Source organism: Rhodococcus sp. USK10, from assembly GCF_019378875.1.
In the GTDB taxonomy this organism is placed as follows: domain Bacteria; phylum Actinomycetota; class Actinomycetes; order Mycobacteriales; family Mycobacteriaceae; genus Rhodococcus_F; species Rhodococcus_F pseudokoreensis.
The window spans coordinates 5,675,130-5,700,685 of record NZ_CP076048.1 but is presented as its reverse complement, the minus strand read 5'-3'; the positions used below and the strand labels follow the sequence as shown (position 1 = coordinate 5,700,685).

Below are 25,556 nucleotides of genomic sequence, written 5' to 3'. Positions count from 1 at the left end.
GCGGCACAATGACAGATATCGCAGTCGTCGGGTTTGCGCACGCACCGCACGTGCGTGAGACCTCCGGCACCACCAACGGCGTCGAGATGCTGGTTCCCTGCTTCCAGCAGCTGTACGAGGAACTGGGAATCACCAAGTCCGACATCGGCTTCTGGTGCTCCGGTTCCTCGGACTACCTGGCAGGCCGTTCGTTCTCCTTCATCTCGGCCGTCGACTCGATCGGCGCGGTGCCGCCGATCAACGAGTCGCACGTCGAGATGGATGCGGCCTGGGCGTTCTACGAGGCCTGGATCAAGATCATGACCGGCGAGGTCGACACCGCCCTGGTCTACGGCTTCGGCAAGTCGTCGGCGGGCAATCTCCGCAAGATCCTCTCGATGCAACTCGACCCCTACCTGGTCGCGCCGCTTGCCCTCGACTCGGTGTCGCTCGCCGGACTGCAGGCGCGTCTCGGACTCGACGCCGGGAAGTGGACGTCCGAGGAGATGGCGGCGGTGGCCGCGCGCAGCCGGGCTGCGGCCGAGAGCAACCCGAACACCCAGTTGTCGGGGCACGTCGACATCAACGAACTGCTCGCGAGCCCGTTCGTCGCGGATCCGTTGCGCGCCCACGACTGCGCTCCGATCACGGACGGTGCCGCCGCGGTCGTGCTCGCGGCCGGCGACCGCGCGCGTGAACTGTGCGAGCGGCCTGCCTGGATCACCGGGGTCGACCATCGGATCGACTCGCCCGGCTTCGGCGCCCGCGACCTGACGGTTTCGCCGTCGACGACGGCCGCGGCCCGCACCGCCACCGGCGGGGACGTCGGCGGTATCGACGTGGCCGAACTGCACGGTCCGTTCACCCATCAGGAACTGATTCTCCGCGAGGCCATCGGACTGTCCGATGCGACGACGATCAACCCGTCGGGTGGCCCGCTGAGCGGGAATCCGATGTTCTCCGCGGGTCTGGAACGCATAGGTTACGCAGCCAAGGCCATCATGGACGGCAACGCCGGGCGCACGCTGGCTCACGCCACGAGTGGTGCTGTGCTGCAACAGAATCTGGTCGCAGTCTTGGAGGGACGCAACTGATGGCGAATCAATTGGCCGCCGTACTGGGCACCGGTCAGACCCATTACGTGGCGAAACGGCACGACGTGTCCATGGCCGGGCTGGTGCGCGAGGCGATCGACCGCGCGATGGAAGACGCGCGGGTGGGCTGGGACGACATCGACGCCGTCGTGATCGGCAAGGCCCCCGACCTTTTCGAGGGGTCGATGATGCCGGAGCTCGCAATGTCGGATGCACTGGGCGCCAACGGCAAACCGCTCCTGCGTGTGCACACGGCGGGCTCGGTCGGCGGTTCGACCGCGTGCGTGGCGGCGAGTCTCGTGAAGTCGGGGGTGCACAAGCGGGTGCTCACGGTGGCGTGGGAGAAGCAGTCCGAGTCGAACGCCATGTGGGCGCTGTCCACCCCGATTCCGTTCCACATGCCGGTCGGCGCAGGCGCGGGCGGGTACTTCGCGCCGCACGTCCGCTCGTACATCCGGCGGTCCGGCGCACCCGATCACATCGGCGCGATGGTGGCGGTGAAGGACCGGCTGAACGGCAGCCTCAACCCGTACGCCCATCTCAAGCAGCCCGACATCACCCTCGAATCGGTGCAGGCCTCGCAGATGCTGTGGGATCCCATCCGCTACGACGAGACCTGTCCGTCCTCGGACGGCGCCTGCGCTCTGGTGATCGGCAACGAGGAGGCCGCCGAGCAGGTCGTCGCGGACGGCCGTGAGGTGGCGTGGATTCACGCGACCGCGATGCGCACCGAACCCACCACGTTCGCCGGACGCGACCAGGTGAATCCGCAGGCCGGCCGGGACGCGTCGGCCGCGCTGTGGAAGGCCGCGGGCATCAAGGATCCGCTCGACGAGATCGACGTCGCCGAAATCTACGTCCCCTTCTCCTGGTTCGAACCGATGTGGCTCGAGAATCTGGGCTTCGTCGCCGAGGGCGAGGGCTGGAAACTCACCGAGGCCGGCGAGACGGCCATCGGCGGCCGGCTCCCGCTCAACGCGTCCGGCGGCGTCCTGTCGTCCAACCCGATCGGCGCCTCCGGGATGATCCGGTTCGCCGAGGCGGCGATGCAGGTGATGCACCGCGCCGGCGACCATCAGGTGAAGGACGCACGCAAGGCACTCGGCCACGCCTACGGCGGCGGTTCGCAGTACTTCTCGATGTGGGTGGTCGGTTCCGACCGGCCGAACAACTAGTAGTAGGGACGTCACCAGTGAAATTCACCGTCGGCATCGCCATGAATCCCCTCGATCAGTTGCCGGCTCTCGCGAAAACAGCCGAGGAGTGCGGGTTCTCGTCCATCGCACTCCCCGACTCGCTGTTCTTCATGGAGAAGCAGAGCGCCGACTACCCGTACACACCGGACGGCTCCCGGATGTGGACCGAGGAGACGCCATGGGTGGATCCGCTGATCGCGGCGGCCGCGATGGGTGCGGTGACGTCGAAGATCGAGTTCTACACCCAGGTCCTCAAGCTGGGGTCCCGCAATCCGGTGCTCCTGGCCCGCCAGGTGGGGTCGGTGGCGAACCTGATCGGCAACCGGTTCGGTTTCGGTGTCGGGATCGGCTGGGCACCGGAGGAATTCGAGTGGTGCGGGGTGCCGTACGCGAAGCGCGGGGCACGCGTCGACGAGATGATCGACGTCATCAAGCTGATCCTCGGCGGCGGGATGGTGGAGTATCACGGCGAGTTCTACGACTTCGACCGCCTGCAGATGAGCCCGGCCCCGACGAAGCCGGTGCCGTTCTACGTCGGCGGGCACACCGACGTCGCCCTGCGCCGCGCGGCCCGGGTCGGCGACGGCTGGACGTCGGCGATGATCAAGTTCGACGACCTCGTCCAGGTCATCGCGCGACTGCGGGAACTGCGGGAGGAGTACGGCCGGGCCGATCTGCCGTACGAGATCCAGACGGTCTGCATCGACCGTTTCGGCAAGGACGGTTACGCCGAACTGGCGGACGCCGGGGTGACCGACACGATCGTCGTCCCGTGGGTGTTCGACGGCATCGGCTTCGACGGACCGCTCGACGCCAAGCAGGAGTCGCTGCGCAAGTTCGCCGACCAGTACATCGGATAGGAGTGTGGACATGACGACGACCGACCATCCTGCCCGACTCGCCGGAGCGGCGTCCCGCGCGGCGGCCAGCGGCAGGCGCAAGGACGAGTGGCTGGCCTTGTTCGCCGAGGACGCGTGTGTCGAAGATCCGGTCGGCCCTTCGGGTTTCGACCCCGAGGGGAAGGGGCACCACGGCCTCGACGCGATCTCCCGGTTCTACGACATGACGATCGCGACCACCGAATCGCTCGAATTCCTCATCACCGATTCATTGGTGTGCGGCAACGAGAACGTGAACATCGGGACCATCCGGTCGACGGTGGCGGGATCGCAGATCGACGCCGAGGGCGTGTTCGTCTACCGCGTGAACGACGAAGGCAAGATCACGTCGCTGCGGGCCTTCTGGGAGGTCGAGCGGGCGATGAAGACACTGCGTAAGGCCTGAGGGTTCGGGTCACCCCGCGGTCTCGTCGACATGCCGCAGGAAGAGGACGGCGTCGAGTTCGCCGAGGCACGCGGGGTCCAGCGGGAAGTACGTGGAGTTGCCCGACGGGTCGGCGCGCTTCTCCGCGCCGCGGACGGCGTCCGCCACCGCCGCGGCAGGCACGAGACAACTCTCGCCGACCGCGAAGAGCAGATCCTCGAGGGTGCCCGGTGGCGGCTGTCCGATGCGGTGGCCGGGCGCCTCACCGACGGCGGAACCGATGACCGTGTAGGCGTCGCCGAACCGCAAGTCCAGGTGGGCGCCTGCGCACGACCACTGCAGGTGCATTCCGGCGAGATCCCAGTGGGTTTCACCCTTCAGCAGGTGGCCGTTGTGGGCGAAGACGAACGTCGGGCCCCGATCGGCCTCCCGCCGCGCCAGCGCGGACAGGTTGTCCGCCATGAGGGTGTCGCGGATACCCAGGAGCCTCGCGATGCGGCGTGGGGAGTTCTCCGCCATTCCGGCGTGATAGCTGAGTAGGCGGGTCGCGACGCGGCCGTGCAGTTCGGCCTCCCACCATGCGTCTCGGGTGCCCGCAGCGACGAGACGAGGCGCTTCCGACGCCAGCAGCGTCATCAGGTCGTCGGCGATCAGACGCAACTGTCCGGCCTCGGCGGTGGCGCCGACGGATCGGGTCGGGTCCATGGCGACGGCCGGGTCGCTCCACCGGGCGTCGTCCCCGATCAGCTCGGAGATCCTGTCGGGAGTGCAGGGCAGGTCCCGTTCGTCGAGGTGGGTCCGCAGGTACGTGTCGAGGAAGGTCAGGGCCTGCCGGGGGCTGTCGGCGGACGTCATCTCGATGGGGCCGTCGAAACCGGAGAACCGCACGTGCTCGTCGGGGTCGCGTCGGCTGTTGTAATCGGCGATCCATCGGACCAGGTCGCGGTTGGCGACGGACTCGCCGAAACCGTGGCTGAAACCCTGTGCCATGACGTCGTCGAGTGGCAGGCCGTTCGCGCCCCGCACGAAGGAGTCGACGAGTATCCCCTTCAGGCAACTGCTTTCGATCGCGAGGGAACGGTAGCCCTCGTGTTCGACGAGGTACCGGAACATCTGGTTGCGGAGCAGCAGAAAACCCTCCTCCCCGTGCAGGGGCTCGCCGAACCCGAGCAGGCGGGGCGCGGTGCCCAGACGGCGAAGGAACGCGCCGAGGGCGGCAGTGACGCTCGGATCTCCCGGCGCCGAGAAACCGGCACCCAGGTCGTGGACGATGGACCGCGCAGTCATGACCTGCTCCCACCCTCCTCGGACAGAAAGGGAACAGCGGCGTCGGAGAGGATGAGGGTGCCCTCCGACGCCGCTGAATCAGGGGGGTCAGTGCCTGACCGGGCAACCGCCTGACGCGGTCTTGTAATCGACCTGAAACTCCTTGATACCGTTGAGCCAGCCCGAGCGCAATCGCCGCGGATCTCCCAGCTTACTGATATCGGGCAGGTGGTCCGCAATCGCATTGAAGATCAGGTCGATTTCGAGGCGCGCGAGGTTGGCGCCGAGGCAGAAGTGCGCGCCCGTGCCGCCGAAGCCGACGTGCGGGTTGTTCTCCCGCAGGATGTCGAACTTCTCCGGATTCTCGAACGCGTCCTCGTCGAAATTGGCGGAGCCGTACAGCATTACGACCCGCTGACCCTTCTTGATGTGCACGCCGCCGAGCTCGGTGTCTTCGAGCGCGGTGCGCTGGAACGAGTTGACCGGGGTCGCCCACCGGACGATCTCGTCCGCCGCCGTCTTGGGGCGCTCCCTCTTGTAGAGCTCCCACTGATCGGGATGGTCGAGGAACGCCATCATGCCGTGCGTGATGGCATTGCGGGTGGTCTCGTTTCCGGCGACGGCCAACAGGATCACGAAGAAACCGAATTCCTCGGGAGAGAGCTCATTTCCATCGATGTCCGCTTCGATCAGCGTCGTGACGATGTCGTCGGCGGGGCACTTCTTGCGCTCGTCCGCCATCTGGTACGCGTAGCCGAGGATCTCCATCGACGCGGCCTGTGGGTCGATGTCCAGTTCTGGGTCGTCGTAGCCCGTCATCTGGTTCGACCAGTCGAACACCTTCAGCCGATCCTCCTGCGGCACGCCGAGCAGTTCGGCGATCGCCTGCAGCGGAAGCTCACATGCCACCTGGGTGACGAAGTCGCCGGCCCCCGATTCGGCGGCCTCCTTCACGATCCGCTCGGCGCGTTCGGTGAGTTCTTCGCGCAGGCTGTTGATCGCGCGCGGCGTGAAGCCGCGGGAGACGAGTTTGCGGAGTTTCGTGTGCTCGGGAGCGTCTTTGTTGATGAGGATAAAACGCTGCATCTCGATGTTTTCGCGCGGAATGTCGTCGGCGAAGCGCACGATCGCGGTGTTCTCGTGGGTGGAGAAGACGTCGCTGCGCCGCGACACCTCCTTGACGTCCTCGAGCTTGCTGACGACCCAGTAGCCGTCGTCGTGGAAGCCACCGATCTCCGGCGGCTGCGGGTTCCACCAGATCGGCGCAGTCTTCCGCAGTTCGGCGAACTCCTGGTAGGGGATGCGTTCTGCGTAGATGTCCGGGTCGGTGAAGTCGAAACCCTCTGGAAGATTGGGCTGCGCCACTGCTGTCTCCTGCCCTAAGCCATACACCACTCAGTGATGTGGAACACGTTCTACTAGCATTGAAGCACAAGCCGGGCGACTAGCAAAGGAAAGCTCATTCAGACCTTGCCCAGATAGCAGAACCTGTTCTATTTTCTGAGAACAAGGAAAGGAGCCCGCCGTGGGCACACCCGTCATCGTCGAGGCAGTTCGCACCCCCATCGGAAAGCGCGGTGGCTGGCTGTCCGGATTGCACGCCGCCGAAATCCTCGGCGCCGCTCAGCGGGGCATCCTCGACCGTTCCGGCATCGACCCCGAACTGGTGGAGCAGGTGATCGGCGGTTGCGTCACCCAGGCCGGTGCGCAATCGAACAACATCACCCGGACCGCGTGGCTGCACGCCGGACTGCCCTGGCAGGTCGGCGCCACCACGATCGACTGCCAGTGCGGCTCCGCGCAGCAGGCCAACCATCTGATCGCAGGCCTGATCGCCACGGACGCGATCGACGTCGGAATCGCCTGCGGCATCGAGGCCATGAGCCAGGTGCCGCTCGGGGCGAACGTCGGGGAGAACGCCGGACCACGCAGGCCCGCCGACTGGGACATCGACATGCCCAACCAGTTCGAGGCCGCCGAACGTATCGCCCGTCGCCGCGGAATCACCCGGGCCGACGTCGAGGCCCTCGGAGTCCGTTCGCAGGCACGTGCCAAGCAGGCCTGGGACGAAGGGCGTTTCGACCGGGAAGTGCTGCAGGTGACCGCACCCGTGGTGGACAAGGAAGGCAACCTCACCGGTGAAACCCGGGTCGTGACCCGCGATCAGGGTCTGCGCGACACCACCGCGGAGTCGCTCGCCAAGCTGAAGCCCGTTCTCGAGGGCGGCATCCACACGGCGGGCACGTCCTCGCAGATCTCCGACGGCGCCGCCGCCGTCATGCTGATGGACGAGGCCAAGGCGCGCGCTCTCGGCCTGAAGCCCCGGGCGCGCATCATCTCCCAGGCGCTCGTCGGTTCCGAACCCGAATTCCACCTCGACGGACCCGTCCAGGCCACGGCGCGCGTCCTCGAACGCAGCGGCATGAAGATCGGCGACCTCGACCTGTTCGAGGTGAACGAGGCGTTCGCCTCGGTGCTGCTGTCGTGGGCGTCGGTGCACGAGCCCGACATGGACAGGGTGAACGTCAACGGCGGCGCGCTCGCGCTCGGACATCCCGTGGGCAGCACCGGGTCCCGGCTCATCACGACGGCGCTGCACGAACTCGAGCGCACCGACGGGTCGACGGCCCTGATCACGATGTGCGCCGGCGGCGCACTGGCCACCGGCACCATCATCGAGCGGATCTAGGGCCGCCCGATGAATGCGCCCGCCCCCGCCCGACCGCCCGGTCTCGACTCGAAGTGGACGGCCTCCCTCATCAAGTGGATGTCGAAGATCAACGTCGTGCTGTACCGGCGGACGGGCGGGCGACTGGGCAGCAAATGGCGCGTCGGCAGCGCCTTCCCGCGCGGGTTGCCCGTCTGCCTGCTCACCACCACCGGCCGTAAGAGCGGCGAGCCCCGGATCAGCCCGCTGCTGTTCCTCGAGGACGGCGACCGCATCATCCTCGTCGCGTCGCAGGGCGGCCTCCCGAAGCACCCGATGTGGTACCTCAACCTGCGCGCGAACCCGCAGGTGACCGTCCAGGTGAAGTCGCGGTTCCGGCCGATGACCGCCCAGGTGGCGGACCCCGGGGAACGCGCGCGGCTGTGGCCGCGGCTCGTCGACATGTACGCGGACTTCGACAACTACCAGGCCTGGACGGACCGCACGATCCCCGTCGTCGTCTGCACACCCCGATAGCAGTTGTATGTACCGTCGGGTAACGCGTGCCATGTCGGAGGACTTCTTGCAGTATTGACGCGTACGGACTTGTAGGACGGCCGAGGGCGAGGAATTGCAGATGAGTACACAGGTTCAAGATCGGATACACGACCGTCGAGAGCTCACCGCGGTCCTGCTGCGCGCACTCGAGCAGCGGCACGAGGTTCTCGACGCCATCGTCGACAGTGAGGACCACGCCGAGGCCCTCACCACCGTGGCCGGACTCCTCGAGACGACCGAGGCGTACGCGGAAGCCGTCCTCAACCTGACATTCCGCCGCCTCACCAAGGTCGAGCGGCGCCGCATCCAGACGGAACTGAAGGACCTCGACGCCACGCTGGAGTGGACCGCGACGGACCGGCCCGCGAGCACCGGCCGCAACTTCCGCCTCCGCCCGTTCACCGAAACCGACGAGGACGCCGCCCTGTTCCGGCGCCGGTGCGTCGAGCAGGTCGACGACGCGGGCACGCAATGGTCCGAGGAGCGGGTCGAGAAGGAGCGCGCGGAGGGCCTGAGCCGGGTCGACGACGAGTCCGCCGCGTGGTTCGTGTGTGAGGACACCGCGGAGAACACGGCCGTCGGCATGGTGTTCGGCGAGTTGTCGGGACGCGAGGTCGACGTCGCGATCTGGATCTCCCCCGACGCTCGGAAGAAGGGTTACGGCACCGCGGCCGTGAAGCACAGCCGTCAGGAACTCGCCGCCGAGTTCCCGGGAACCGTCCTGGTGGTCCGCGCTCCCGCCTGACCCCCAGGTGAGTGGCGAAGCGTGCGGGAGCACACTTCGCCACTCACGTGCGGTGGTCGGGGCCGCGCTGCTTGGTGACGCCCTGGGCCCAGCGGTAGTCGGGTTTGCCGCTCGGTGTGCGATGGACGGCGTCTTCCACCCACACCAGCCGCGGAATCTTGTAGCCGGCCAGGCTCTGCCGCACGTGCTGCTCGAGGCCGGCGAAGTCGACGCCCCGGCCGTCGCGTGCCTGCACGACCGCGGACACCCGGTGCCCCCACCGTTCGTCGGGGACGCCGACGACGATGGCGTCGTACACGTCGCGGTACGCCTTCACCGCGCTCTCCACCTCTTCGGCGAACACCTTCTCGCCGCCGGTGTTGATCACCATGTTGCCGCGACCGAGCAGGGTGATCGACCCGTCGGCCTCGATCCGCGCGCGGTCGCCCGTGACGACCACCGATCGTCCGTCGACCTCACGGAAGATTTCCCGGGTCTTCTCCGGGTCGTTGTAGTACCCCAGCGGAACGTATCCGCCCTTGGCGAACCAGCCGTCGACCCCGGAGCCCGGTTCGACGGGACGACCGGCGTCGTCGATCACCAGCGCGTACCGCCCCGCCGGGACCCGGGGACCACCCACCTGCGTCTCCCCCTTCGTCGCGAAACCGATTCCCCCGAAACCGGTCTCGGACGCGCCGATCGAATCGGACACCAGCAGACCCGGGAACGCCTCGAGGAACGCGTCCTTGATCACCGGGGAGAACAGCGCGGCTCCCGATGCGACCACGCCGAGACTCGACGTGTCGGTCCGGGCCGGGTCGAGGGACTCGATCAGCGGCCGCCCCATCGCGTCGCCGGTGATGATGAGGATCTGCACCCGGTGCCGCTCGACGAGTTCCCACGTCCGGTCGGCGTCGAATTTCGATTCCAGCAGCACCGTGTTCCCGCTGAACAGCGCGGTGAACGTCGGCATCATCGCGGCGGCGTGGATCAGCGGCGGCAATGCGAACCACAGGGTCGGCTCCCCCTGCGCCCCGACCCGCGACTGCTGGTACTCGTCGTCGATCGCCTCACCGGTGTAGAAGTCGAGACCGCCGGCGAGGACGCGCCAGATGGCCTCGTGCGTCCACACCACACCTTTCGGACGTCCGGTGGTGCCGCCGGTGTACATGATGAACAGGTCTTCGGAACTGCGTCCACCGAAGTCGCGGTCGCCGCTGCCGGACAGCGCCTCCTCGTACGGGATGGAGTCGCTGGGCACACCGGCGCCGCCGAGATCGTCCTCGACGACGACGGTGTGCCGGATCCTCGGCAGCGACGGCAGCACCTCCGCGATGCGCGGCGAGTAGATGCGGTGGTGGACGACGGCGTCGAGTTCGGCGTTGCCGTACACGTAGGCGAGTTCGTCGCTGGTGTACCGGTAGTTGATGTTCACCGGGACCGCGCGAATCTTGTACGCCGCCAGCAGCGTCTCCATGGTTTCGATGGAGTTGTGCAGGTGCACGCCGATGTGCGAACCGGCGGTCAGTCCCGCGTCCAGGAAATGGTGGGCCAGCCGGTTGGCGCGGTCCTCCAGTTCCCGGTACGTGACGCGGCGAGCGCCACAGATCAGCGCCACCCGCTCGGGCATCACGTCGACGGAGTGCTCGAACAGATCTGCCAGGTTGTAGGCCACGGGGTGTGTCCTCTCAGACGACGGTGAGCGGAAGGGGAATCCCTCGATCGGTGAAGGCGAAATCGGCCCCGGTGCTGAACCGGGTGAGCGCGACCTCGGGCGCCTCCTTCGCGGGCGGTTCACCGGTCACGACCTCCACCGTCAGCGCCGTGTCCGTCTCCTCGACCACCTGCACGGCGAACTTCGGCGACACTCCGCGCACCAGGGCGGTCAACGGCGCGAGATGCTCGCCGTCGATCATGGACGGCCACGCCCCGTCGACCGACGCGCCGCACTCGCGGCCGAGGGTGAGCAGCAGTCGGTGGTCGAGGGAGATCGTGACGTCCACGTACTGACGGGGATTCAGCGCCGGATGCACGGCGAGGACGACGGCCAGCCCCTCGAGGTCGGCGGGCAGCCCCAGCGCGTTCCGGATCCGCTCCGACGTGAGGCCGGCGATGCCGGTGAGTTGCTTGCGGGCGATGTCGAGGGCGGCGTCGCCGTCCGTGCGGGCCCGCACCGCGAGCAGGAAACCGAGCGTCAGCAGGTGCTGCTGCACACACACCTCCTCCGCGATCCGGGTCAGCGCCGAATGGGAGAAGTCCGGGAACCGCAGATCGGCGAGGAGCGCGCCCGCGTAGTCGTGCTGTCCCGGACCGACGGTGTCGATCGGCGACAGCCCGACCGTCGCCGCCCGCGACTTCCCCACCGTCACCAGCCCGTCCGGGACCGGCGGCGGCACATGTGCGTCGTCGATGGTGACCGTCCAGAGGCAGTGCGGTGTCCGGTCCGCGGGCCGTCGCGGCGGACGGTGCACGGGACGCACCTGCGCGTGCGGGTTGGTGGCCAGGGCGGTGGCGTCGAACGTCGGGTCCTCGATGTCGTGGCACATGGCCGTGACGTACTCGTCGCCCATCGGTTCGACGTCCATCAGCGCCCCGCAGTGGTCCAGCCAGAACTCGCCGTGGTCGTGATCGGTGACGCGGTACCGGAAGTCCATGAACTGGGGCGGCGCACCGATGTCGAGTTGCAGGCCCTTGAAGATCGTCACGACGCCGTCGCCCTCGAACCCCAGCGCGCGCTGCATCCGCCGCGCGTAGATCGGGCTCGACGCCATCCACTCCTCGATCGCGACCTGCGTCATGCCCTCGCGGCCGAACGCCCCGATCAGGTGCGGCATCCCGGAGCGGTCGATGAGGTGACCGCACAGCAGCAGTTCCGGCACGAGGATCGCCAGATCCTCGCGGGACAGATCCGCGAACGACGCCGGAACCTTCACCGTGCTCACCACAGCGAGACCGGGGCCTTACCGACCGGATACCACCCCGGCAGCCGACCCGACGTCGCGCGCTGGATCCGCGCGTTCATGCCGTCGGACATCGCGTTGTTCGTGATCATCTCGAGGAACAGGCTCGAGACGTTGCCGAAGTCGAAGAAGTCACGCTGCCAGGACCATTGGAAGTTGCCGCCGTACCGGAACCAGCTGCCACCGATCCCGGTGACCTGATAGTGCGTGCCGTCGTCGCGGGTGCGTTCGGACACCTGCTTCCAGAATCCGATGACGTCGCCGCTGCGGTCGTCGATGACGAACTGCTGATACGGGTACTGCCAGCCCTCGAGCCCGTCCATCTCCTGCCCGAGCGCCAGGTCGCGGATCTCGTCCCGGCCGACGGCCATGAAGTCGTCCTTCGGCCCGTAGTTCCATCCGTACGTGGCGTCCTCGGTGTACATCTCGGCCAGCGGCTTCCAGTCGCCGAGCGACTCGCACCGCTTGTTCTCGTCCACCCAGCGCTGCACCATCTCGTCGAGTTCGGCGCGGTCGAAAGGGGCCATCAGGAATCTCCTTCTGAGTCGGTGTCCGCGAGGATCCGCAGGGCCTGGGTCGGGCAGAAACGCACGGCGCTCTCGACCTCCGCGCGCAGGTTCTCGGGTGGGTCGCCGTCGAGGATCTCGACCTTGCCGTGTTTGGGGACGACGAAGACGTCGGGTGCCTCCATCTCGCACACGGCATGGCCCTGACACAGGTCGAGGTCGGCTTCGACTTTCATCACGTGCTTCGCTTCCGGTACCTCACCGTGCAGGGCTGCTGCAGTTGCACCACCATCTTGCTGTGATCGTTGCGGTACGTCTCGGACGGTTGCGACATCTCGAACTCCCAGTCCTGCAGGAGGATCGAGAAGATCGCCTTCAGCTGCATCAGCGCGAACGCCGCCCCGACGCAGCGGTGCCTGCCTGCGCCGAACGGGATCCACGTCCAGCGGTTGACGATGTCTTCCTGGTTGGGGTCGATGTACCGTTCCGGGTCGAACGTGTCCGGGTTCGGGAAGTCCTCCGCGATCCGGTTGGAGATCGCCGGCGTCGCCGCCACGAGATCGTTCTCGGCGATCCGGTAGCCACCGACCTCGAACTCGCCCCGCGCGACACGCAGCAGGATGATCAGCGGAGGATGCAGCCTCAGCGTCTCCTTCAGTACCGCTTCGAGTTTCGGGATCTGCCTGAGCGCCCCGAAACTGATGTCGGAGCCGTCCGAATAGAGATCGTCGAGTTCCGCGACCACCTGCTTGGCGTAGTCCGGGTGCCGCAGCAGTTCGATCAGCGTCCAGGCCGCGGTGCCGGACGTGGTGTGATGCCCGGCGAACATCATCGAGATGAACATTCCGGTGATCTCGTCGGCGCTGAAGCGCTCGTCGCCGTTCTCGTCCTTGATCGAGACGAGCACGTCGAGCATGTCCCGATCCTCCTTGCCCTGCGGAGGATTCTGGATGCGCCCGGTCATGATGTCCTGGACGAGGGCGACCAACTTCACCCGCGCCTCGTCCCGCCGGCGGAAGCTCTCGATGTCGGCGTACGCGTCGACGTAGGCGATGGGATCGGTGCCCTGCTCGAGCTCGTGATAGAGGTGCGCGAACCGGCCGTCGAGCTGTTCGCGGAACTTCTTGCCGATCAGGCAGGCCGAGGACGTGTAAATGGTCAGCTCCGCGAAGAATTCGAGGAGATCGATCTCCCCCTCGTCGCCCCACTGCGCCACCATCCGGTCGACCTCGTGGGCGATCGTCGCGGCGTGCCCCTTCATCTGCTCACCGCGCAGCGCCTGGTTGTGCAGCATCTCCTTGCGGCGCTCGGGGCTCGCGTCGAACACGACTCCCTCGCCGAAGATCGGCTTCATGAACGGGTAGGCGGCCTGCTGGTCGAGATCCTCGTCGGTGGAGCGGAAGAAGAATTCGTTGGCCTCGGCGCCGGACAGCAACACCACCTTCTTGTCCGCGAGCTGGAAGACGCCGACGTTTCCGCACTCCTCCCGGACGCGGCGCATCAGCGCGATCGGGTCGGTGCGCAGCTCGTCGAGATGTCCGTGCTCGTGCTCACCGCCGGACACACGTTGCGGGGTAACCAGGTTCATTCTCCATCCTTTCGCAGGGGCGCCTCGGGCTGCACCTCGATCAGCACCAGGTGTGCACCGCGGGGCGCACTGACGGTGGCGACGACGGCGTCGGCGATCGCGGAGGCGCGCAGGAAGTACGAGTGCCGGGCGAATCCCCATTTCGCCCAGTCTTCGAGGACGGGTCCGATGACCTCCTCGGTGGTGTTCATTCCCATCGACGTCTGCGTGGGCCCGGGGCGCACGACCGATGCCCGGACACCGGTGCCCTCCAGTTCCATCCGCATCTGCCTGCCCATCATTTCGACACCGGCCTTGCCGGCGTTGTAGGCGCCCATCCGGGGCCGGGGCGTGTCCGCGCAGTCGGATCCGATGAGAACGAAGTCTCCGCGGCGGCGTTCGATCATGCCGGGAAGGATGCGGTGCGCGAGACGCTGCGCCCCGACGAGGTGGACGTTGACCTGGTTCAGGAACTGGTCCGGGTCCATCTCGTGTGCGACGGAGAACTCGAGGTCGCCGGCTCCCGACAGCGCGATCTCGGTGGGGCCGAGAGCGCTCTCCGCCGCGGTGACGAAGGCGTCGACCGACGCGGTGTCGGTGACGTCGAGGAAGTGCGCGAACGCTTCTCCCCCGTTGCTGCGGATCTTCTCCGCGATCTCCTCGCACTCCGCGACCCGGCGGGCGCCGAGCGCGACAGGGTGACCGGCCTCGGCCAGCGCGTAGGCCGTCGCCGTGCCGATGCCCGACGACGCCCCGGCGACGATCGACGGCCGGCGCTGCGGGTTGGGTTCGAACCTAGGCATCGCGGACCTGCACTTTCAGGGGAAGGGTGGCGAAACCGCGGACGTTGGTCGAGTGGACCCGCACGCTGTTGGCCTCGTCGACGTCGTAATCGTCTATGCGGGAGACGAGTTCGGTGAGAGCGATCCGCGCTTCGAGCCGCGCCATGTGGGCGCCGAGGCAGAAGTGGGTGCCGCCGCCGAAGCTCGCCAGCTTGTTGGACGTGTCCCGGCCGATCCGATATTCGTCGGCGTCCTCGAACACCGCCGAGTCGCGGTTCGCAGAGCCGATGAGGATCAGCACCTTGTCGCCGGCGGGGATCGTGCGGTCGTGGAAGTCGAGGTCGACGGCCGCCGTCCGCGCGACCATCTGGCTGGATGTGTCGAAGCGCAGCGTCTCCTCCACCCAGTCGGGCACGCGGCGCACGTCGTCGAACACGTGCCTGGCCTCGTCCGGGTAGCGGAACCCCCAGTACAGCGCGTTGCCGAGAAGTTTGGTGGTGGTCTCGTTGCCCGCCACCACCATCAGGAACATGAACGCGATGATCTCGTCGTCGGTGAGCCGGTCGCCGTCGATCTCCGCCTCGAGCAGGGCGGACGTCAGATCCTCGGTCGGCTTCCTGCGTCGCTCCGCCAGCATGTCGGCGTAGTAGCCGACGAGGTAGAGCGACGCCTCCATCGCGGCACGCGGCACGTCGAGGACGCCCTCCTCGCGGTGCACCACCAGGTCGGCGAGGCGGCGGAGTTCGACGCGATCGGTCTCCGGTACCCCCATCAGTTCCGAGATCACGTCCATCGGCAGTTTGCCCGCGAACTCGGCGATCCAGTCGAACTCGCCCGCCTCGAGTGCCGGGTCGAGGTACTGCCGGGTGAGGTCCAGGATCCGGCCCTCGAGTTCGTTCACCCGCCTCGGGGTGAACCCGCGGGACACCAACTGACGCATCCGCATGTGCCGCGGATCATCCAGTGCGAGAAAGGACATCGTCTTGTGGGCGTGCGGACCGTAGGCCGCCGGGTCGAGCGACACCCCGTTCGCGCTCGACAGGCGCTGGTTGTCGCGGAAGGCCGCGACGACGTCCTCGTGCCGGGACAACGCCCAGAAGTCGAGTTCCTCGTTGTAGTAGGCCGGCGCTTCTTCCCGCAGTCTTCGATACGTGACGTACGGATCTTCGTGGAAGCCATAGTCGTACGGATTGAACGTCACCGGATTGTGTGACACCCCGGGCATCGAGGCTGCGGTCATGGCATCTACTCCAGAATCAGCTTGGCGGAAGTTTCGAGTCGATCGGCGAATTGGGCGTAGGACCCGTATCCCATGCCCGCGCGGACCAGGCCGCCGGCGTACAGCAGCTCGAGCGCCTCGAGGACGTCGGGATCATGGCCTTCGCCCAGTGCGGTGGCGAGGCGATCACGGATCTCCAGCCCGATGCGGGCGCGGAGGTGCTCCACGTCGGGGTCGCGGCCGAGCAGCGCGTTGGTGACGGCTCCGGCGAGTTCGGGTTCGTCCGCCACCAGCAGGGCGATGTGGCGGAGCACGGCGACGACGCGTCCGGTGCGATCGAGTCCGTCGTCCGCCGGCTGCGGTGAGCCGGCGAGACGCCGCCAGAAGACCTCGGCGACGAGGTGCTCCTTCGACGAGAAGTACGTGTATGCCGTCGCGGGCGCGACACCGGCGATCCCGGCCACCGAACGGACGGTGAGCCCGGCGAATCCCTCTTCACGCAGTACTTCGACGGCCGCCCTGGTGAGGCGGTCGACGGTGTCGGCCTGCTTCTCGGTCAGACGGCGGCGGGTGGACTCGAAATTCATACTACTGGACACGTGTCTGGACGCTACTACAGTTACCGGCCGCTGGCAACGAAAATCGGGGCCTCACACCGGACTGCGCGGGTGAATCCGCACGGGCATCGTCTTGATGCCGCTGATGAAATTCGACCGCAGCCGGGCCACCGGCCCGGTGGATTCCACGCGGTCGATTCGCGCGGCGAGGGTCTCGAACAGGATCCTCAGTTCGAGCCGCGCCAGGTGCGCGCCGAGGCAGAAGTGCACCCCGCTACCGCCGAATGCGATCTGCGGGTTGGGACTCCGGCCGATGTCGAACCGGTACGGTTCGTCGAACACCGCCTCGTCCCGGTTCGCGCTCGGGTAGTAGATCACCACCTTGTCGCCGGCCCGGACCAACTGGTCGCCGATGTACGCGTCCCGGGTGGCGGTGCGCCGGAAATCCATCACCGGGGTCACCCACCGCAGGACCTCTTCCACCGCGCTCGCGACCAGTTCGGGCTCCGACTGCAGTCGCCGCCACTGATCGGGATGATCGATGAACGCCTGCATCCCCCCGGCGGTCGCGTTACGCGTCGTCTCGTTCCCCGCCACCACGAGCAGGACGAAGAACATGTTGAATTCCATCTCGGTGAGCGTGTCGCCGTTCACGTCCGGCTGCACGAGCTTGGTGACGATGTCGTCCCGCGGCTCGATGCGGCGTTGCGCGGCAAGCTCGTTCGCATACAGGAAGATCTCGGCGGCGGCCATCTCCCCGTCGGCCTGGGTGGTGCCGTACTCGGGATCGTCGAAGCCGATCATCCGATTGGACCAGTAGTACAGCCTGTCGACGTCACCGGGCGGCGCCCCCAGCAGTGCCGCGATGACCTCCAGCGGTAGCGGCGCCGCCGCCTCGGGGACGAAGTCGACGTCACGCGCCTCGAGGAGTCGGTCGACGATCCGGGTACAGATGTCGCGGATGTGCCCCTCGAGCACCTTGACCGTGCGCGGAGTGAATCCGCGACTGACCAGTTGCCGCAACCGGGTGTGGTCGGGTGGATCGAGGTTGACGAGCATGGCGGCCTGCTTCGCGCGGGTCTGCTCGTCGAAGTCGTCGATCTGGGTGGTGCCCACCGCCGACGAGAACGTCGCGCTGTCGCGGGACACGGCGACGACGTCGGCGTGCCTGGTCACCGCCCAGAATCCGGTGCCGTTCTCCTCGGGTTGCCAGTAGACGGGTTCACTCGACCGCAGGTGGTCGAAGAATGCGTAGGGCACCCCCTCGGTGTAGATGTCGGGGGATTTCAGATCAATCCGAGATGCGGTCATTCACTGCTCCTCGATCCGATAAACGAATGTGATGCGTCTTAAACTACACACTTTCATTTAGAATGGAAGACCGTATGCTGAGGTCATGGCGAAAGGACAGAACGCACCGATCCGACGTCGCACCCTCACCCGCGACAAGGTCGTCGATGCCGCGATCGAGATCATCGACGAACTCGGCTGGGAGCAACTGTCGATGACGAGCCTCTCGGCGCGGCTGAACGTCGTCACCGCCTCGCTGTACAACCACGTGCGCAACCTCGACGACATCCGCGGCGCCGTACAGGTGCGCACCATGACGGAACTCGGCGCGCACCTGCGCGAAATCGCCATGGGCCGAACCGGTCCCGACGGCCTCCGCGCCCTCGTCGACGCGCACCGCGCCTGGGCCACCCAGCATCCGCACCGGTACCAGACACTCACCACCAGCCCCGTCGACCGCGACGCCTTCATCTCCGCCGCACTCGACGCCAACACGGCACTCCGCACGATGCTGGCGTCGTGCGGACTGCCACCCGAGGACACCCTCGACGCCGCCGTCAGCGTCTTCGCCGCCATGCACGGCTTCGTGATGCTGGTGAACACCGACTTCCTCGGCAACGAACTGGACCTGGACTCGATCTACGAATCCGTACTGCGCGGCGCACTCGCCAGCGTCGGGTGGCCGGAGCACACGCCCACACGGTCCTGACAGCGCTGATCGCGACGGATCGACGGCAATTCACCGAAACCATTCCGATCGGTCGCTTTTTGCTGCACCATTCACAGAGGACGACTCACGCCCCGACGAACAGGACTCCAGGATGCGCACGATCGCCCGCACCACCCTCCTCGCCGCTGCGGCCATCCCCCTGGCCATCGCCGCCGCCCCGGCCTCGGCCGCCGAGGCCACCGACATCACCTACGCCTTCGGCGTCGACGGATCGACCGTCACCAACACGATCACCAACAACACCGGTGCCACCATCGGCTGCACGACCTCGCTCGCCCTCGCCCCCGACGGCGTGCTCCCACCGATCGCCGAAGTCGTCGGCCCCGGGCAATCCCTCTACCAGCAGGACGACATCCCACCCGGAACGACCACACAGTCGGTGCTCGACGTCCCCGACGGCTCCTACGTCGCACTCGCCTCCTGCGGGCGGGAGGGCGACGACCCGGCCCTGTGGGTGTCCGACTACCCCGGCATCGAGCAATTCCTGGTCCAGTTCCCGATGCCCGCCTACACCGTGGAGCAAGCATCCTCGGTCGTCACCGTGCCGAGGGTCGCCCCCGCGCCACCCGCCGCCGCCATCCCCGATGCGAGTGATCCGGGCAAGATCTTCGGCAGCTGACCGCATTCGTCACCGAAACACGGCTGATCGTCCGCGGCGCAGGCAAGGAAGGGTGCGGATGTTCGAACGGTTCTCCGACCACGCACGCAGGGTCTTCATCGTCGCCGCCGAGACCGCCCGCGCACACCACCAACCCGCCGTCGGCACCGAGCATGTCCTCGTCGGGATTCTCGAGGCCGGCGGACCCGGCGGCGACGCCCTCACGTCCTGGGAAGTCACCACACACGCCGTCGAGAGCAAGCTCACCGACGTCAGCCCACACGAAGGCTTCGACCCCACCGGGCACATCCCGTTCACCCCGAAGACCAAGAAGGTCATCGAATCCAGCCTGCGCCAGACCGCACTGTTCGGGCACGAGGAAATCGGCACCGCCCACCTTTTACTCGCCCTCCTCGGCGACCCCGCCTCCACCGGGTCACGGATCCTCACCGAGATCGCCCCGATCAGCATCACCGAGATGCGCGAACACCTCCGCCGCGAACTCGAACAGCATCCGACCACCGGCCCCACGCACGTGATCCCCATCCGACTCAGCGACGACGAACACACCCGCGCCGATCTCGCCGCCCGCGCCGCCGGACAACGCCTCGAGACCTGGCTTCACGACCGCATCGTCGACGCCCTCGAACAACCCGAATAGGCGCCGGCCATTGTCCCGCCGCCACGGCATAGGTGCCGCCATCGCTGAATTACCTTGTTCGCAAACAACTCCGAAAACCACGACACCCCCGGGTCGGACCCGGGGGTGTCGTGAATTCAGGCTCAGTCTCGCACGGCCTCGAGCGTGCTGTTCAGCGTCGCGCTCGGACGCATCACGGCGGCGGTCTTCTCGCCGTCCAGCTTGTAGTAGCCGCCGATGTCGACCGCGCTTCCCTGCACCTCGATGAGTTCGCGCACGATGGTGTCTTCGTTCTCGTCCAGCGCCTGGGTGAGCGTGGCGAAGCGCTCCGCCAGCTCCTTGTCCTCGCTCTGCGCGGCAAGTTCCTGCGCCCAGAACTTCGCGAGGTAGAACTGGCTGCCCCGGTTGTCGAGCTCGCCGGTCTTGCGCGACGGGTTCTTGTTCTCGTCGAGCAGCTTGCCGGTGGCCGCATCGAGCGTCTTGGCCAGGATCTTCGCGCGCTCGTTGTCGGTCTTGGTACCCAGCTCCTCGAGGCTGACGGCCAAAGCCAGGAACTCACCGAGCGAATCCCAGCGCAGGTGGTTCTCCTCCACCAGCTGCTTGACGTGCTTGGGCGCCGAGCCGCCGGCACCCGTCTCGTACATGCCGCCGCCGGCCATCAGCGGCACGATCGACAGCATCTTGGCGCTCGTCCCGAGTTCCAGGATCGGGAACAGGTCGGTGAGGTAGTCGCGCAGGATGTTGCCGGTCGCAGCGATGGTGTCCAGACCGCGGATCAGGCGTTCCAGGGTGTACCGCATCGAGCGCACCTGCGACATGATCTGGATGTCGAGGCCCTCGGTGTCGTGATCCTGCAGGTACAGGTTGACCTTCTTGATCAGCTCGTTCTCGTGCGGGCGGTACGGGTCGAGCCAGAACAGGACCGGCATGCCGGAGTTGCGTGCCCGGGTGACCGCGAGCTTGACCCAGTCGCGGATCGGCGCGTCCTTGACGGTGCACATGCGCCAGATGTCGCCGGCCTCGACGTGCTGGGTGAGCAGCACCTCACCGGTCTCGACGTCCACGAAGTTGGCGTCGCCCTCCTCCGGGATCTCGAAGGTCTTGTCGTGCGAGCCGTACTCCTCGGCCTTCTGCGCCATGAGCCCGACGTTGGGGACGGTGCCCATCGTCGTCGGGTCGAATGCGCCGTTGGTCTTACAGAAGTTGATGATCTCCTGGTAGATGCGCGCGAACGTGGATTCCGGCATCACTGCCTTGGCGTCCTTGGGGCGTCCGTCCGCGCCGTACATCTTGCCGCCGGAGCGGATCATCGCGGGCATCGAGGCGTCCACGATCACGTCGCTGGGCGAGTGGAAGTTCGAGATGCCGCGGGCGGAGTCGACCATGGCCAGCTCGGGGCGGTGCTCGTGGCAGTCGTGCAGGTCCTGGATGATCTCCTCGCGCTGCGTGCTGGGCAGCGTCTCGATCTTGTCGTAGAGATCACCGAGACCGTTGTTGACGTTGACACCCAGTTCGTCGAACAGTGCCTGATGCTTGGCGAAGGCATCCTTGTAGAAGGTCTTCACCGCGTGGCCGAAGACGATGGGGTGCGAAACCTTCATCATCGTCGCCTTGACGTGGAGCGAGAACATGACGCCCGTCTTGCGCGCGTCCTCCATCTGCTCCTCGTAGAAGTCGAGCAAGGCCTTCTTGCTCATGAACATGCTGTCCATGATGTCGCCCTCGCCCAGGTCCACCTCGGGCTTGAGGACGACCGTCTCGCCGGCCTTCGTGACCAGCTCCATCCGGACCTTGCGCGCCCGGTCCAGCGTCATCGACTTCTCGGAGTGGTAGAAGTCGCCGTGCCGCATGTGCGCGACGTGGCTGCGCGAAGCCATCGACCACTCGTCCATGCTGTGCGGGTGCTTGCGTGCGTACTGCTTGACGGCCCGGGGTGCACGACGGTCGGAGTTGCCCTCACGCAGGACCGGGTTGACGGCGCTGCCGAGGATCTTGCCGTAGCGCTGACGGATCTCGCGCTCCTCGTCGGACTTGGGGTCGTCCGGGAAGTCGGGAATCTTGTAGCCCTTGCCCTGCAGTTCCTTGATGGCGGCCAGGAGCTGCGGTACGGACGCGCTGATGTTGGGCAGCTTGATGATGTTCGTCTCGGGCAGCTGCGTCAGGCGACCCAGCTCGGCGAGGTTGTCGGGGACGCGCTGCTCTTCGGTGAGGTTCTCGGGGAACTCTGCCAGGATTCGCGACGCCACGGAAATGTCGCTGGAATCGATCTCGATGCCCGCGGCACCGGCGAAGGTCCGCACGATCGGCAGGAAGGCGTACGTCGCGAGCAGCGGCGCCTCGTCGGTCAACGTATAGATGATGGTTGGCGGCTTATGGGCGCTCATTTGTTTGTTGTTCTCCCGCGTCAGTTCGGTTAAATTCACAGGTTCAGCGTGCAGTTATCGGATCGCGACGAGTATCAGGTTACGTTGCGGCATCGCCGGCGACTTGTCCGAGCACCGCTACCCGCGAGTAACAAACCCCTATACCGACGCACGCTCTCACGCCGTGATTCGCGGCCTATTTCTCCAGCGCCTCGTCGATGAGCTTCTTCTGTTCCTGGGCGTGGCGTTTGCGCGATCCCGTCGCCGGGGCGGCGGAGGCCGGGCGCGACACGAGGCCGATGCGACGCGAACCGATGGTCCCGAGCTCGCTGAGGAGGAACGTCCAGGCACCCTGGTTTCTCGGCTCTTCCTGCACCCACACCAGTTCGGCGTTGGGGTAGGAGCCGACGACGTCAGCCAGCTCCGCTTCGGGCAGCGGGTAGAACTGTTCGATTCTCACCAGGGCGATCTGCGGATCCGGAGACTTGGCGAGCGTGTTGTACAGCTCGTAATACAGCTTCCCCGTCACCAACAGCACGCGGCGGACGCCGGCCTTGTCGATCGCCCGCTGATCGTCGACGACGGGTTCGAACGTGCCGCCGGTGAAATCGGTCAGAACGCTGGTCGCGGCACGGATACGCAACATCGACTTCGGGGTGAACACGACGAGCGGCTTTCGGGGGTGAGCGTAGGCCTGACGGCGGAGGAGGTGGAAGTACGACGCGGGCGTCGACGGCTGCGCCACCGTCATGTTGTTCTCCGCGCAGAGCTGCAGGAAGCGTTCGATGCGCGCCGAGGAGTGATCCGGTCCGCTGCCTTCGTAGCCGTGCGGCAGAAGCAGCACCAGCGAGGACTGCTGTCCCCACTTCTGGTCGGCCGAGCTGATGAACTCGTCGATGACAATCTGGGCACCGTTCGCGAAATCGCCGAACTGCGCCTCCCACAGAACCAGCGCGTCGGGCCGTTCCACCGAGTAGCCGTATTCGAATCCCATTACGGCGTACTCACTGAGCAGCGAGTCGTAGATCCAGAACCGACCCTGACCCTCCGCAATGTTGGTGAGCGGGAACCATTCCTGACCATTGTCGCGGTCGTGAAGCACGGCGTGGCGTTGGACGAACGTGCCGCGGCGACTGTCCTGACCGGTCAGCCGGACCGGTGTCCCCTCCACCAACAGTGAGCCGAATGCCAGGAGCTCGGCGAAGGCCCAATCGATGTCCCCTTCGCGGCTCATCTCCACTCGATTGTCGAGCAGCTGTTGCAACTTCGGGTGCACGGTGAAGCCCGGCGGCCGTTTGCCGAAGGCATCTCCGACGAGCGCGATCACGTCGGGACTCACCCCGGTTCCGTCGGGCCCGGTCACCGCGTCGGGTCCGAAAGCAAGCGTGCTCTCCAGCGCGTCGATCGGGGTTGTCGAGGAGTCCGGCGCGAGGTCGTGCTGTCCGGCCCGAGTCTCGGCGAAGGCGTTCTCGAGCCGACCACGGAAGTCCCGGTTGGCCTGCTCGTACTCCTCGATCGTGATGTCACCCCGCCCGATCAGCGCCTCCGTGTACAGGGTCCGGACGCTGCGCTTGGTCGCGATGAGATCGGACATGTGCGGCTGTGTCATCGACGGATCGTCGGCTTCGTTGTGCCCGCGCCGGCGGTAGCAGACGAGGTCGATGACGACCTCGCGATGGAACTTCTGGCGGTAGGCGAACGCGAGTTCCGCCACCATCCGTCGGGTAGACCGAACTCCGTGCCTCACCTGGCAGGGTCGTGAAGCCCACCTGGTTGTTGATGTTGATGCGGATCGTGCCGCCCGTGCGGTAGCCGCGCAACTGTGACATCTGCATGGTCTCGCCGACGACACCCTGACCGGCCATCGCCGCGTCGCCGTGGATGATGATCGGCAAGGTCGGGAACGTTCCGGCCGGCCTCCGGTCCTGCCGGGCCCGCACGATGCCCTCCAGCACACCGTCGACCGCGTCGAGATGGGAAGGATTCGCCCCGACGTAGACAGGGATCGTCTCGCCATCGGTGCCGGTGAAGATTCCCTCGGTACCCAGGTGGTATTTCACGTCCCCCGAGCCGTCGAACGTGTCCGAAAGATCGGTGCCCTCGAACTCGTGGAATACCTGACCGTAGGTCTTGCCTGCGATGTTCGTGAGCACGCTGAGTCGTCCGCGGTGCGCCATCGCGATGGCCACATCGTCGAGACCACTCTCGGCCGCCGCATGCATGATCGCGTCCAGCAAGGGGATCGTCGATTCGCCGCCTTCGAGGCTGAACCGCGTCTGGCCGATGTACTTCGTCTGGAGGAAGGTCTCGAAGGCTTCCGCTTCATTGAGCTTGCCCAGAATCCGCAGTTGCTGATCGTGGGTCGGCTTCGAATAGGGCCGCTCGACCCGGTTCTGGATCCACGCGCGTTGCTCCGGATCCTGGATGTGCATGTACTCGATGCCGACCGTGCGGCATAAGCGTCACGCAGAACACCGACGATGTCGCGAAGTTTCATCGGCCGCCGGTCGCGGCCGAAGTCACCGGTGACGAACTCCCGGTCCAGGTCCCAGAACGTGAGCCCATGACTTTCCACGTCCAGATCGGGGTGTGACCTCTGGACGTATTCGAGAGGGTCGACGTCGGCCATCAGGTGACCACGGGTGCGGAACGCATCGATGAGTTGCTGTACACGCGCTGTCTTGTCGACCGCGCTCGTCGGATCCACCCTGATGTCGGGTGCCCAATGGATGGGTTCATAGGGGATTCGCAAGGCCGCGAAGATCTCTTCGTAGAACCGATGCTGCCCGATGAGGAGTTCATGGACTCGCCCGAGGAATTCGCCGGAAGCCGCGCCCTGGATGACGCGGTGATCGTAGGTGCTCGTCAGGGTGACCGTTTTGCCGATGGCGAGATCGGCAAGGGTCTGTTCGCTGGCCCCGTGGAACTCCGCCGGATACTCCAGGGCGCCCGCACCGATGACACAACCCTGGCCTTTCATCAGGCGGGTGATCGAATGCTCCGTCCCGATGCCGCCGGGGTTGGTCAACGACAGCGTCGTATCGGCAAAATCCTCGACGGTCAACGCGTTGCTTCGCGCCTTGACGGTGAGAGCCTCGTACGCCTCCAGGAATTCACCGAAACTCATGGCGTCTGCGCGCTTGATGTTCGGGACGACAAGGAATCTCGATCCATCGGGTTTCGCGACGTCGACGGCGATCCCGAGGTTCACGTGTTCGGGTGTCACGGCGAACGGCTTGCCGTCCACTTCGGCGTACGACACGTTCTGGCTCGGAAATTCCTTCAGGGCCTGTACGAGCGCCCAGCCGATCAGGTGCGTGAAACTGATCTTGCCCCCACCCGCCCGGGTCATGTGGCTATTGATGACGATGCGATTGTCGATCATCAGCTTCGCGGGGATCGTGCGGACGCTCGTAGCGGTCGGAATACCCAGGCTGGCGGTCATGTTGGTGACCAGAGACCTGGCCATCCCGCGAATCGCGGCTGCCGGTTGCCGGCTGCCTGCAATCGGTTCAGCCTCCGCCTCGGTCATGGTCTTCGGTCCGATCACGGTGACTGACACAGCCGATCTCCTACGCCTGTTCGCTTCGATACGTTTCTGCCGGAACGCAATTGGG

23 protein-coding genes and 2 pseudogenes are annotated in these 25,556 nt (G+C 66.4%); 10 read left to right on the top strand and 15 right to left on the bottom strand.

Going from position 1 to position 25,556, the window contains the following annotated elements; all coding sequences use genetic code 11:
• The first annotated feature begins 8 nt into the window (after nucleotides 1–8).
• Genes I1A62_RS33465 through I1A62_RS33450 form a run of 4 tightly spaced genes read left to right on the top strand, consistent with a single transcriptional unit; the run spans nucleotide 9 to nucleotide 3,553 of the window.
• The gene (locus tag I1A62_RS33465) at nucleotides 9–1,073 is read left to right on the top strand and encodes a thiolase domain-containing protein (protein WP_124393262.1); all 1,065 of its coding nucleotides are present in this window, start codon (nucleotides 9–11) and stop codon (nucleotides 1,071–1,073) included.
• Nucleotides 1,073–2,248 carry a thiolase domain-containing protein gene (locus I1A62_RS33460; protein WP_095863230.1) on the top strand — a complete coding sequence of 392 codons (1,176 nt, stop codon included), beginning with the start codon at nucleotides 1,073–1,075 and terminating at the stop codon, nucleotides 2,246–2,248. Before I1A62_RS33465 ends, I1A62_RS33460 begins: the two co-directional genes overlap by 1 nt.
• A gap of 17 nt (nucleotides 2,249–2,265) precedes the next feature.
• Nucleotides 2,266–3,129 (top strand): TIGR03619 family F420-dependent LLM class oxidoreductase, encoded by an 864-nt coding sequence (locus I1A62_RS33455; RefSeq protein ID WP_072947861.1) that lies wholly within the window; start codon nucleotides 2,266–2,268, stop codon nucleotides 3,127–3,129.
• A gap of 10 nt (nucleotides 3,130–3,139) precedes the next feature.
• On the top strand, nucleotides 3,140–3,553 hold the full coding sequence (locus tag I1A62_RS33450; protein ID WP_087561140.1) for a nuclear transport factor 2 family protein: 414 nt from the start codon (nucleotides 3,140–3,142) through the stop codon (nucleotides 3,551–3,553).
• A 9-nt stretch (nucleotides 3,554–3,562) separates the two neighbouring features.
• Here the strand turns inward: I1A62_RS33450 and I1A62_RS33445 are convergent, their stop codons facing one another.
• Nucleotides 3,563–4,819 carry an erythromycin esterase family protein gene (locus I1A62_RS33445; RefSeq protein WP_219456601.1) on the bottom strand — a complete coding sequence of 419 codons (1,257 nt, stop codon included), beginning with the start codon at nucleotides 4,817–4,819 and terminating at the stop codon, nucleotides 3,563–3,565.
• A gap of 87 nt (nucleotides 4,820–4,906) precedes the next feature.
• A complete protein-coding gene (locus tag I1A62_RS33440; RefSeq protein ID WP_219456599.1) occupies nucleotides 4,907–6,163 on the bottom strand; it encodes a cytochrome P450 in 1,257 nt (418 codons plus the stop codon).
• A gap of 160 nt (nucleotides 6,164–6,323) precedes the next feature.
• On the opposite strand from I1A62_RS33440, the gene I1A62_RS33435 reads away from it, so the two are divergent.
• From I1A62_RS33435 to I1A62_RS33425, 3 genes are all read left to right on the top strand, one after another.
• On the top strand, nucleotides 6,324–7,487 hold the full coding sequence (locus tag I1A62_RS33435) for a steroid 3-ketoacyl-CoA thiolase (RefSeq protein ID WP_219456597.1): 1,164 nt from the start codon (nucleotides 6,324–6,326) through the stop codon (nucleotides 7,485–7,487).
• Between the two features lie 9 nt (nucleotides 7,488–7,496).
• Nucleotides 7,497–7,982 (top strand): nitroreductase family deazaflavin-dependent oxidoreductase, encoded by a 486-nt coding sequence (locus tag I1A62_RS33430; protein WP_219456595.1) that lies wholly within the window; start codon nucleotides 7,497–7,499, stop codon nucleotides 7,980–7,982.
• Between the two features lie 100 nt (nucleotides 7,983–8,082).
• Nucleotides 8,083–8,748: a GNAT family N-acetyltransferase gene (locus tag I1A62_RS33425; protein ID WP_124393257.1), complete on the top strand. Its 666-nt coding sequence runs from the start codon at nucleotides 8,083–8,085 to the stop codon at nucleotides 8,746–8,748.
• Between the two features lie 43 nt (nucleotides 8,749–8,791).
• Here the strand turns inward: I1A62_RS33425 and I1A62_RS33420 are convergent, their stop codons facing one another.
• The 9 genes from I1A62_RS33420 to I1A62_RS33380 form a co-directional block, all read right to left on the bottom strand.
• Nucleotides 8,792–10,402 carry an acyl-CoA synthetase gene (locus I1A62_RS33420; RefSeq protein ID WP_219456593.1) on the bottom strand — a complete coding sequence of 537 codons (1,611 nt, stop codon included), beginning with the start codon at nucleotides 10,400–10,402 and terminating at the stop codon, nucleotides 8,792–8,794.
• A gap of 13 nt (nucleotides 10,403–10,415) precedes the next feature.
• Complete coding sequence (locus I1A62_RS33415; protein WP_219456591.1) at nucleotides 10,416–11,672, bottom strand: hypothetical protein; 1,257 nt, start codon at nucleotides 11,670–11,672, stop codon at nucleotides 10,416–10,418.
• Nucleotides 11,666–12,214: a nuclear transport factor 2 family protein gene (locus tag I1A62_RS33410; protein WP_219456590.1), complete on the bottom strand. Its 549-nt coding sequence runs from the start codon at nucleotides 12,212–12,214 to the stop codon at nucleotides 11,666–11,668. Before I1A62_RS33410 ends, I1A62_RS33415 begins: the two co-directional genes overlap by 7 nt.
• Nucleotides 12,214–12,429, bottom strand: coding sequence for a ferredoxin (locus tag I1A62_RS33405; RefSeq protein WP_219456588.1), 216 nt, complete (start codon nucleotides 12,427–12,429; stop codon nucleotides 12,214–12,216). The genes I1A62_RS33410 and I1A62_RS33405 overlap by 1 nt, the downstream gene beginning before the upstream one ends.
• The gene (locus I1A62_RS33400; protein WP_219456586.1) at nucleotides 12,429–13,781 is read right to left on the bottom strand and encodes a cytochrome P450; all 1,353 of its coding nucleotides are present in this window, start codon (nucleotides 13,779–13,781) and stop codon (nucleotides 12,429–12,431) included. Before I1A62_RS33400 ends, I1A62_RS33405 begins: the two co-directional genes overlap by 1 nt.
• On the bottom strand, nucleotides 13,778–14,563 hold the full coding sequence (locus I1A62_RS33395) for an SDR family oxidoreductase (protein ID WP_219456585.1): 786 nt from the start codon (nucleotides 14,561–14,563) through the stop codon (nucleotides 13,778–13,780). The genes I1A62_RS33400 and I1A62_RS33395 overlap by 4 nt, the downstream gene beginning before the upstream one ends.
• Nucleotides 14,556–15,782 (bottom strand): cytochrome P450, encoded by a 1,227-nt coding sequence (locus tag I1A62_RS33390; RefSeq protein ID WP_219456583.1) that lies wholly within the window; start codon nucleotides 15,780–15,782, stop codon nucleotides 14,556–14,558. Before I1A62_RS33390 ends, I1A62_RS33395 begins: the two co-directional genes overlap by 8 nt.
• 5 nt (nucleotides 15,783–15,787) lie before the next feature.
• A complete protein-coding gene (locus I1A62_RS33385) occupies nucleotides 15,788–16,348 on the bottom strand; it encodes a TetR/AcrR family transcriptional regulator (RefSeq protein WP_011597018.1) in 561 nt (186 codons plus the stop codon).
• Nucleotides 16,349–16,411: 63 nt separating this feature from the next.
• Nucleotides 16,412–17,629, bottom strand: a complete 1,218-nt coding sequence (locus I1A62_RS33380; RefSeq protein ID WP_219456581.1) for a cytochrome P450 — start codon at nucleotides 17,627–17,629, stop codon at nucleotides 16,412–16,414.
• Nucleotides 17,630–17,714: 85 nt separating this feature from the next.
• Between I1A62_RS33380 and I1A62_RS33375 the strand changes: the two genes are divergently transcribed.
• The 3 genes from I1A62_RS33375 to I1A62_RS33365 all read left to right on the top strand — a co-directional run bounded on the left by I1A62_RS33375 (nucleotide 17,715) and on the right by I1A62_RS33365 (nucleotide 19,597).
• Entirely contained in the window at nucleotides 17,715–18,317 is a 603-nt protein-coding gene (locus I1A62_RS33375; protein ID WP_219456580.1) for a TetR/AcrR family transcriptional regulator, read from the top strand.
• Nucleotides 18,318–18,429: 112 nt separating this feature from the next.
• On the top strand, nucleotides 18,430–18,957 hold the full coding sequence (locus I1A62_RS33370) for a hypothetical protein (RefSeq protein WP_124393247.1): 528 nt from the start codon (nucleotides 18,430–18,432) through the stop codon (nucleotides 18,955–18,957).
• Nucleotides 18,958–19,015: 58 nt separating this feature from the next.
• On the top strand, nucleotides 19,016–19,597 hold the full coding sequence (locus I1A62_RS33365) for a Clp protease N-terminal domain-containing protein (RefSeq protein WP_219456578.1): 582 nt from the start codon (nucleotides 19,016–19,018) through the stop codon (nucleotides 19,595–19,597).
• Nucleotides 19,598–19,719: 122 nt separating this feature from the next.
• Here the strand turns inward: I1A62_RS33365 and I1A62_RS33360 are convergent, their stop codons facing one another.
• From I1A62_RS33360 to I1A62_RS46890, 4 genes and pseudogenes are all read right to left on the bottom strand, one after another.
• On the bottom strand, nucleotides 19,720–21,960 hold the full coding sequence (locus I1A62_RS33360) for an NADP-dependent isocitrate dehydrogenase (RefSeq protein WP_124393245.1): 2,241 nt from the start codon (nucleotides 21,958–21,960) through the stop codon (nucleotides 19,720–19,722).
• A gap of 175 nt (nucleotides 21,961–22,135) precedes the next feature.
• On the bottom strand, nucleotides 22,136–22,585 hold the full coding sequence (locus tag I1A62_RS46900) for a hypothetical protein (RefSeq protein ID WP_308340783.1): 450 nt from the start codon (nucleotides 22,583–22,585) through the stop codon (nucleotides 22,136–22,138).
• A 3-nt stretch (nucleotides 22,586–22,588) separates the two neighbouring features.
• Nucleotides 22,589–24,371, bottom strand: a pseudogene (locus tag I1A62_RS46895) (multifunctional oxoglutarate decarboxylase/oxoglutarate dehydrogenase thiamine pyrophosphate-binding subunit/dihydrolipoyllysine-residue succinyltransferase subunit); the annotation flags it as partial.
• Nucleotides 24,372–24,790: 419 nt separating this feature from the next.
• Nucleotides 24,791–25,384: pseudogene (locus I1A62_RS46890) on the bottom strand (2-oxo acid dehydrogenase subunit E2); the annotation flags it as partial.
• Nucleotides 25,385–25,556 lie beyond the last annotated feature (172 nt).

Excerpts from the sequence above, each read along its gene's own strand:
- I1A62_RS33465 (WP_124393262.1), top strand. The coding sequence starts at position 9 with ATGACAGATATCGCAGTCGTCGGGTTTGCGCACGCACCGCACGTGCGT.
- I1A62_RS33460 (WP_095863230.1), top strand. The coding sequence starts at position 1,073 with ATGGCGAATCAATTGGCCGCCGTACTGGGCACCGGTCAGACCCATTAC.
- I1A62_RS33450 (WP_087561140.1), top strand. The coding sequence starts at position 3,140 with ATGACGACGACCGACCATCCTGCCCGACTCGCCGGAGCGGCGTCCCGC.
- I1A62_RS33445 (WP_219456601.1), bottom strand. The coding sequence starts at position 4,819 with ATGACTGCGCGGTCCATCGTCCACGACCTGGGTGCCGGTTTCTCGGCG.
- I1A62_RS33430 (WP_219456595.1), top strand. The coding sequence starts at position 7,497 with ATGAATGCGCCCGCCCCCGCCCGACCGCCCGGTCTCGACTCGAAGTGG.
- I1A62_RS33425 (WP_124393257.1), top strand. The coding sequence starts at position 8,083 with ATGAGTACACAGGTTCAAGATCGGATACACGACCGTCGAGAGCTCACC.
- I1A62_RS33410 (WP_219456590.1), bottom strand. The coding sequence starts at position 12,214 with ATGGCCCCTTTCGACCGCGCCGAACTCGACGAGATGGTGCAGCGCTGG.
- I1A62_RS33405 (WP_219456588.1), bottom strand. The coding sequence starts at position 12,429 with ATGAAAGTCGAAGCCGACCTCGACCTGTGTCAGGGCCATGCCGTGTGC.
- I1A62_RS33400 (WP_219456586.1), bottom strand. The coding sequence starts at position 13,781 with ATGAACCTGGTTACCCCGCAACGTGTGTCCGGCGGTGAGCACGAGCAC.
- I1A62_RS33395 (WP_219456585.1), bottom strand. The coding sequence starts at position 14,563 with ATGCCTAGGTTCGAACCCAACCCGCAGCGCCGGCCGTCGATCGTCGCC.
- I1A62_RS33390 (WP_219456583.1), bottom strand. The coding sequence starts at position 15,782 with ATGACCGCAGCCTCGATGCCCGGGGTGTCACACAATCCGGTGACGTTC.
- I1A62_RS33385 (WP_011597018.1), bottom strand. The coding sequence starts at position 16,348 with ATGAATTTCGAGTCCACCCGCCGCCGTCTGACCGAGAAGCAGGCCGAC.
- I1A62_RS33380 (WP_219456581.1), bottom strand. The coding sequence starts at position 17,629 with ATGACCGCATCTCGGATTGATCTGAAATCCCCCGACATCTACACCGAG.
- I1A62_RS33375 (WP_219456580.1), top strand. The coding sequence starts at position 17,715 with ATGGCGAAAGGACAGAACGCACCGATCCGACGTCGCACCCTCACCCGC.
- I1A62_RS33370 (WP_124393247.1), top strand. The coding sequence starts at position 18,430 with ATGCGCACGATCGCCCGCACCACCCTCCTCGCCGCTGCGGCCATCCCC.
- I1A62_RS33365 (WP_219456578.1), top strand. The coding sequence starts at position 19,016 with ATGTTCGAACGGTTCTCCGACCACGCACGCAGGGTCTTCATCGTCGCC.
- I1A62_RS33360 (WP_124393245.1), bottom strand. The coding sequence starts at position 21,960 with ATGAGCGCCCATAAGCCGCCAACCATCATCTATACGTTGACCGACGAG.
- I1A62_RS46900 (WP_308340783.1), bottom strand. The coding sequence starts at position 22,585 with ATGTTGCGTATCCGTGCCGCGACCAGCGTTCTGACCGATTTCACCGGC.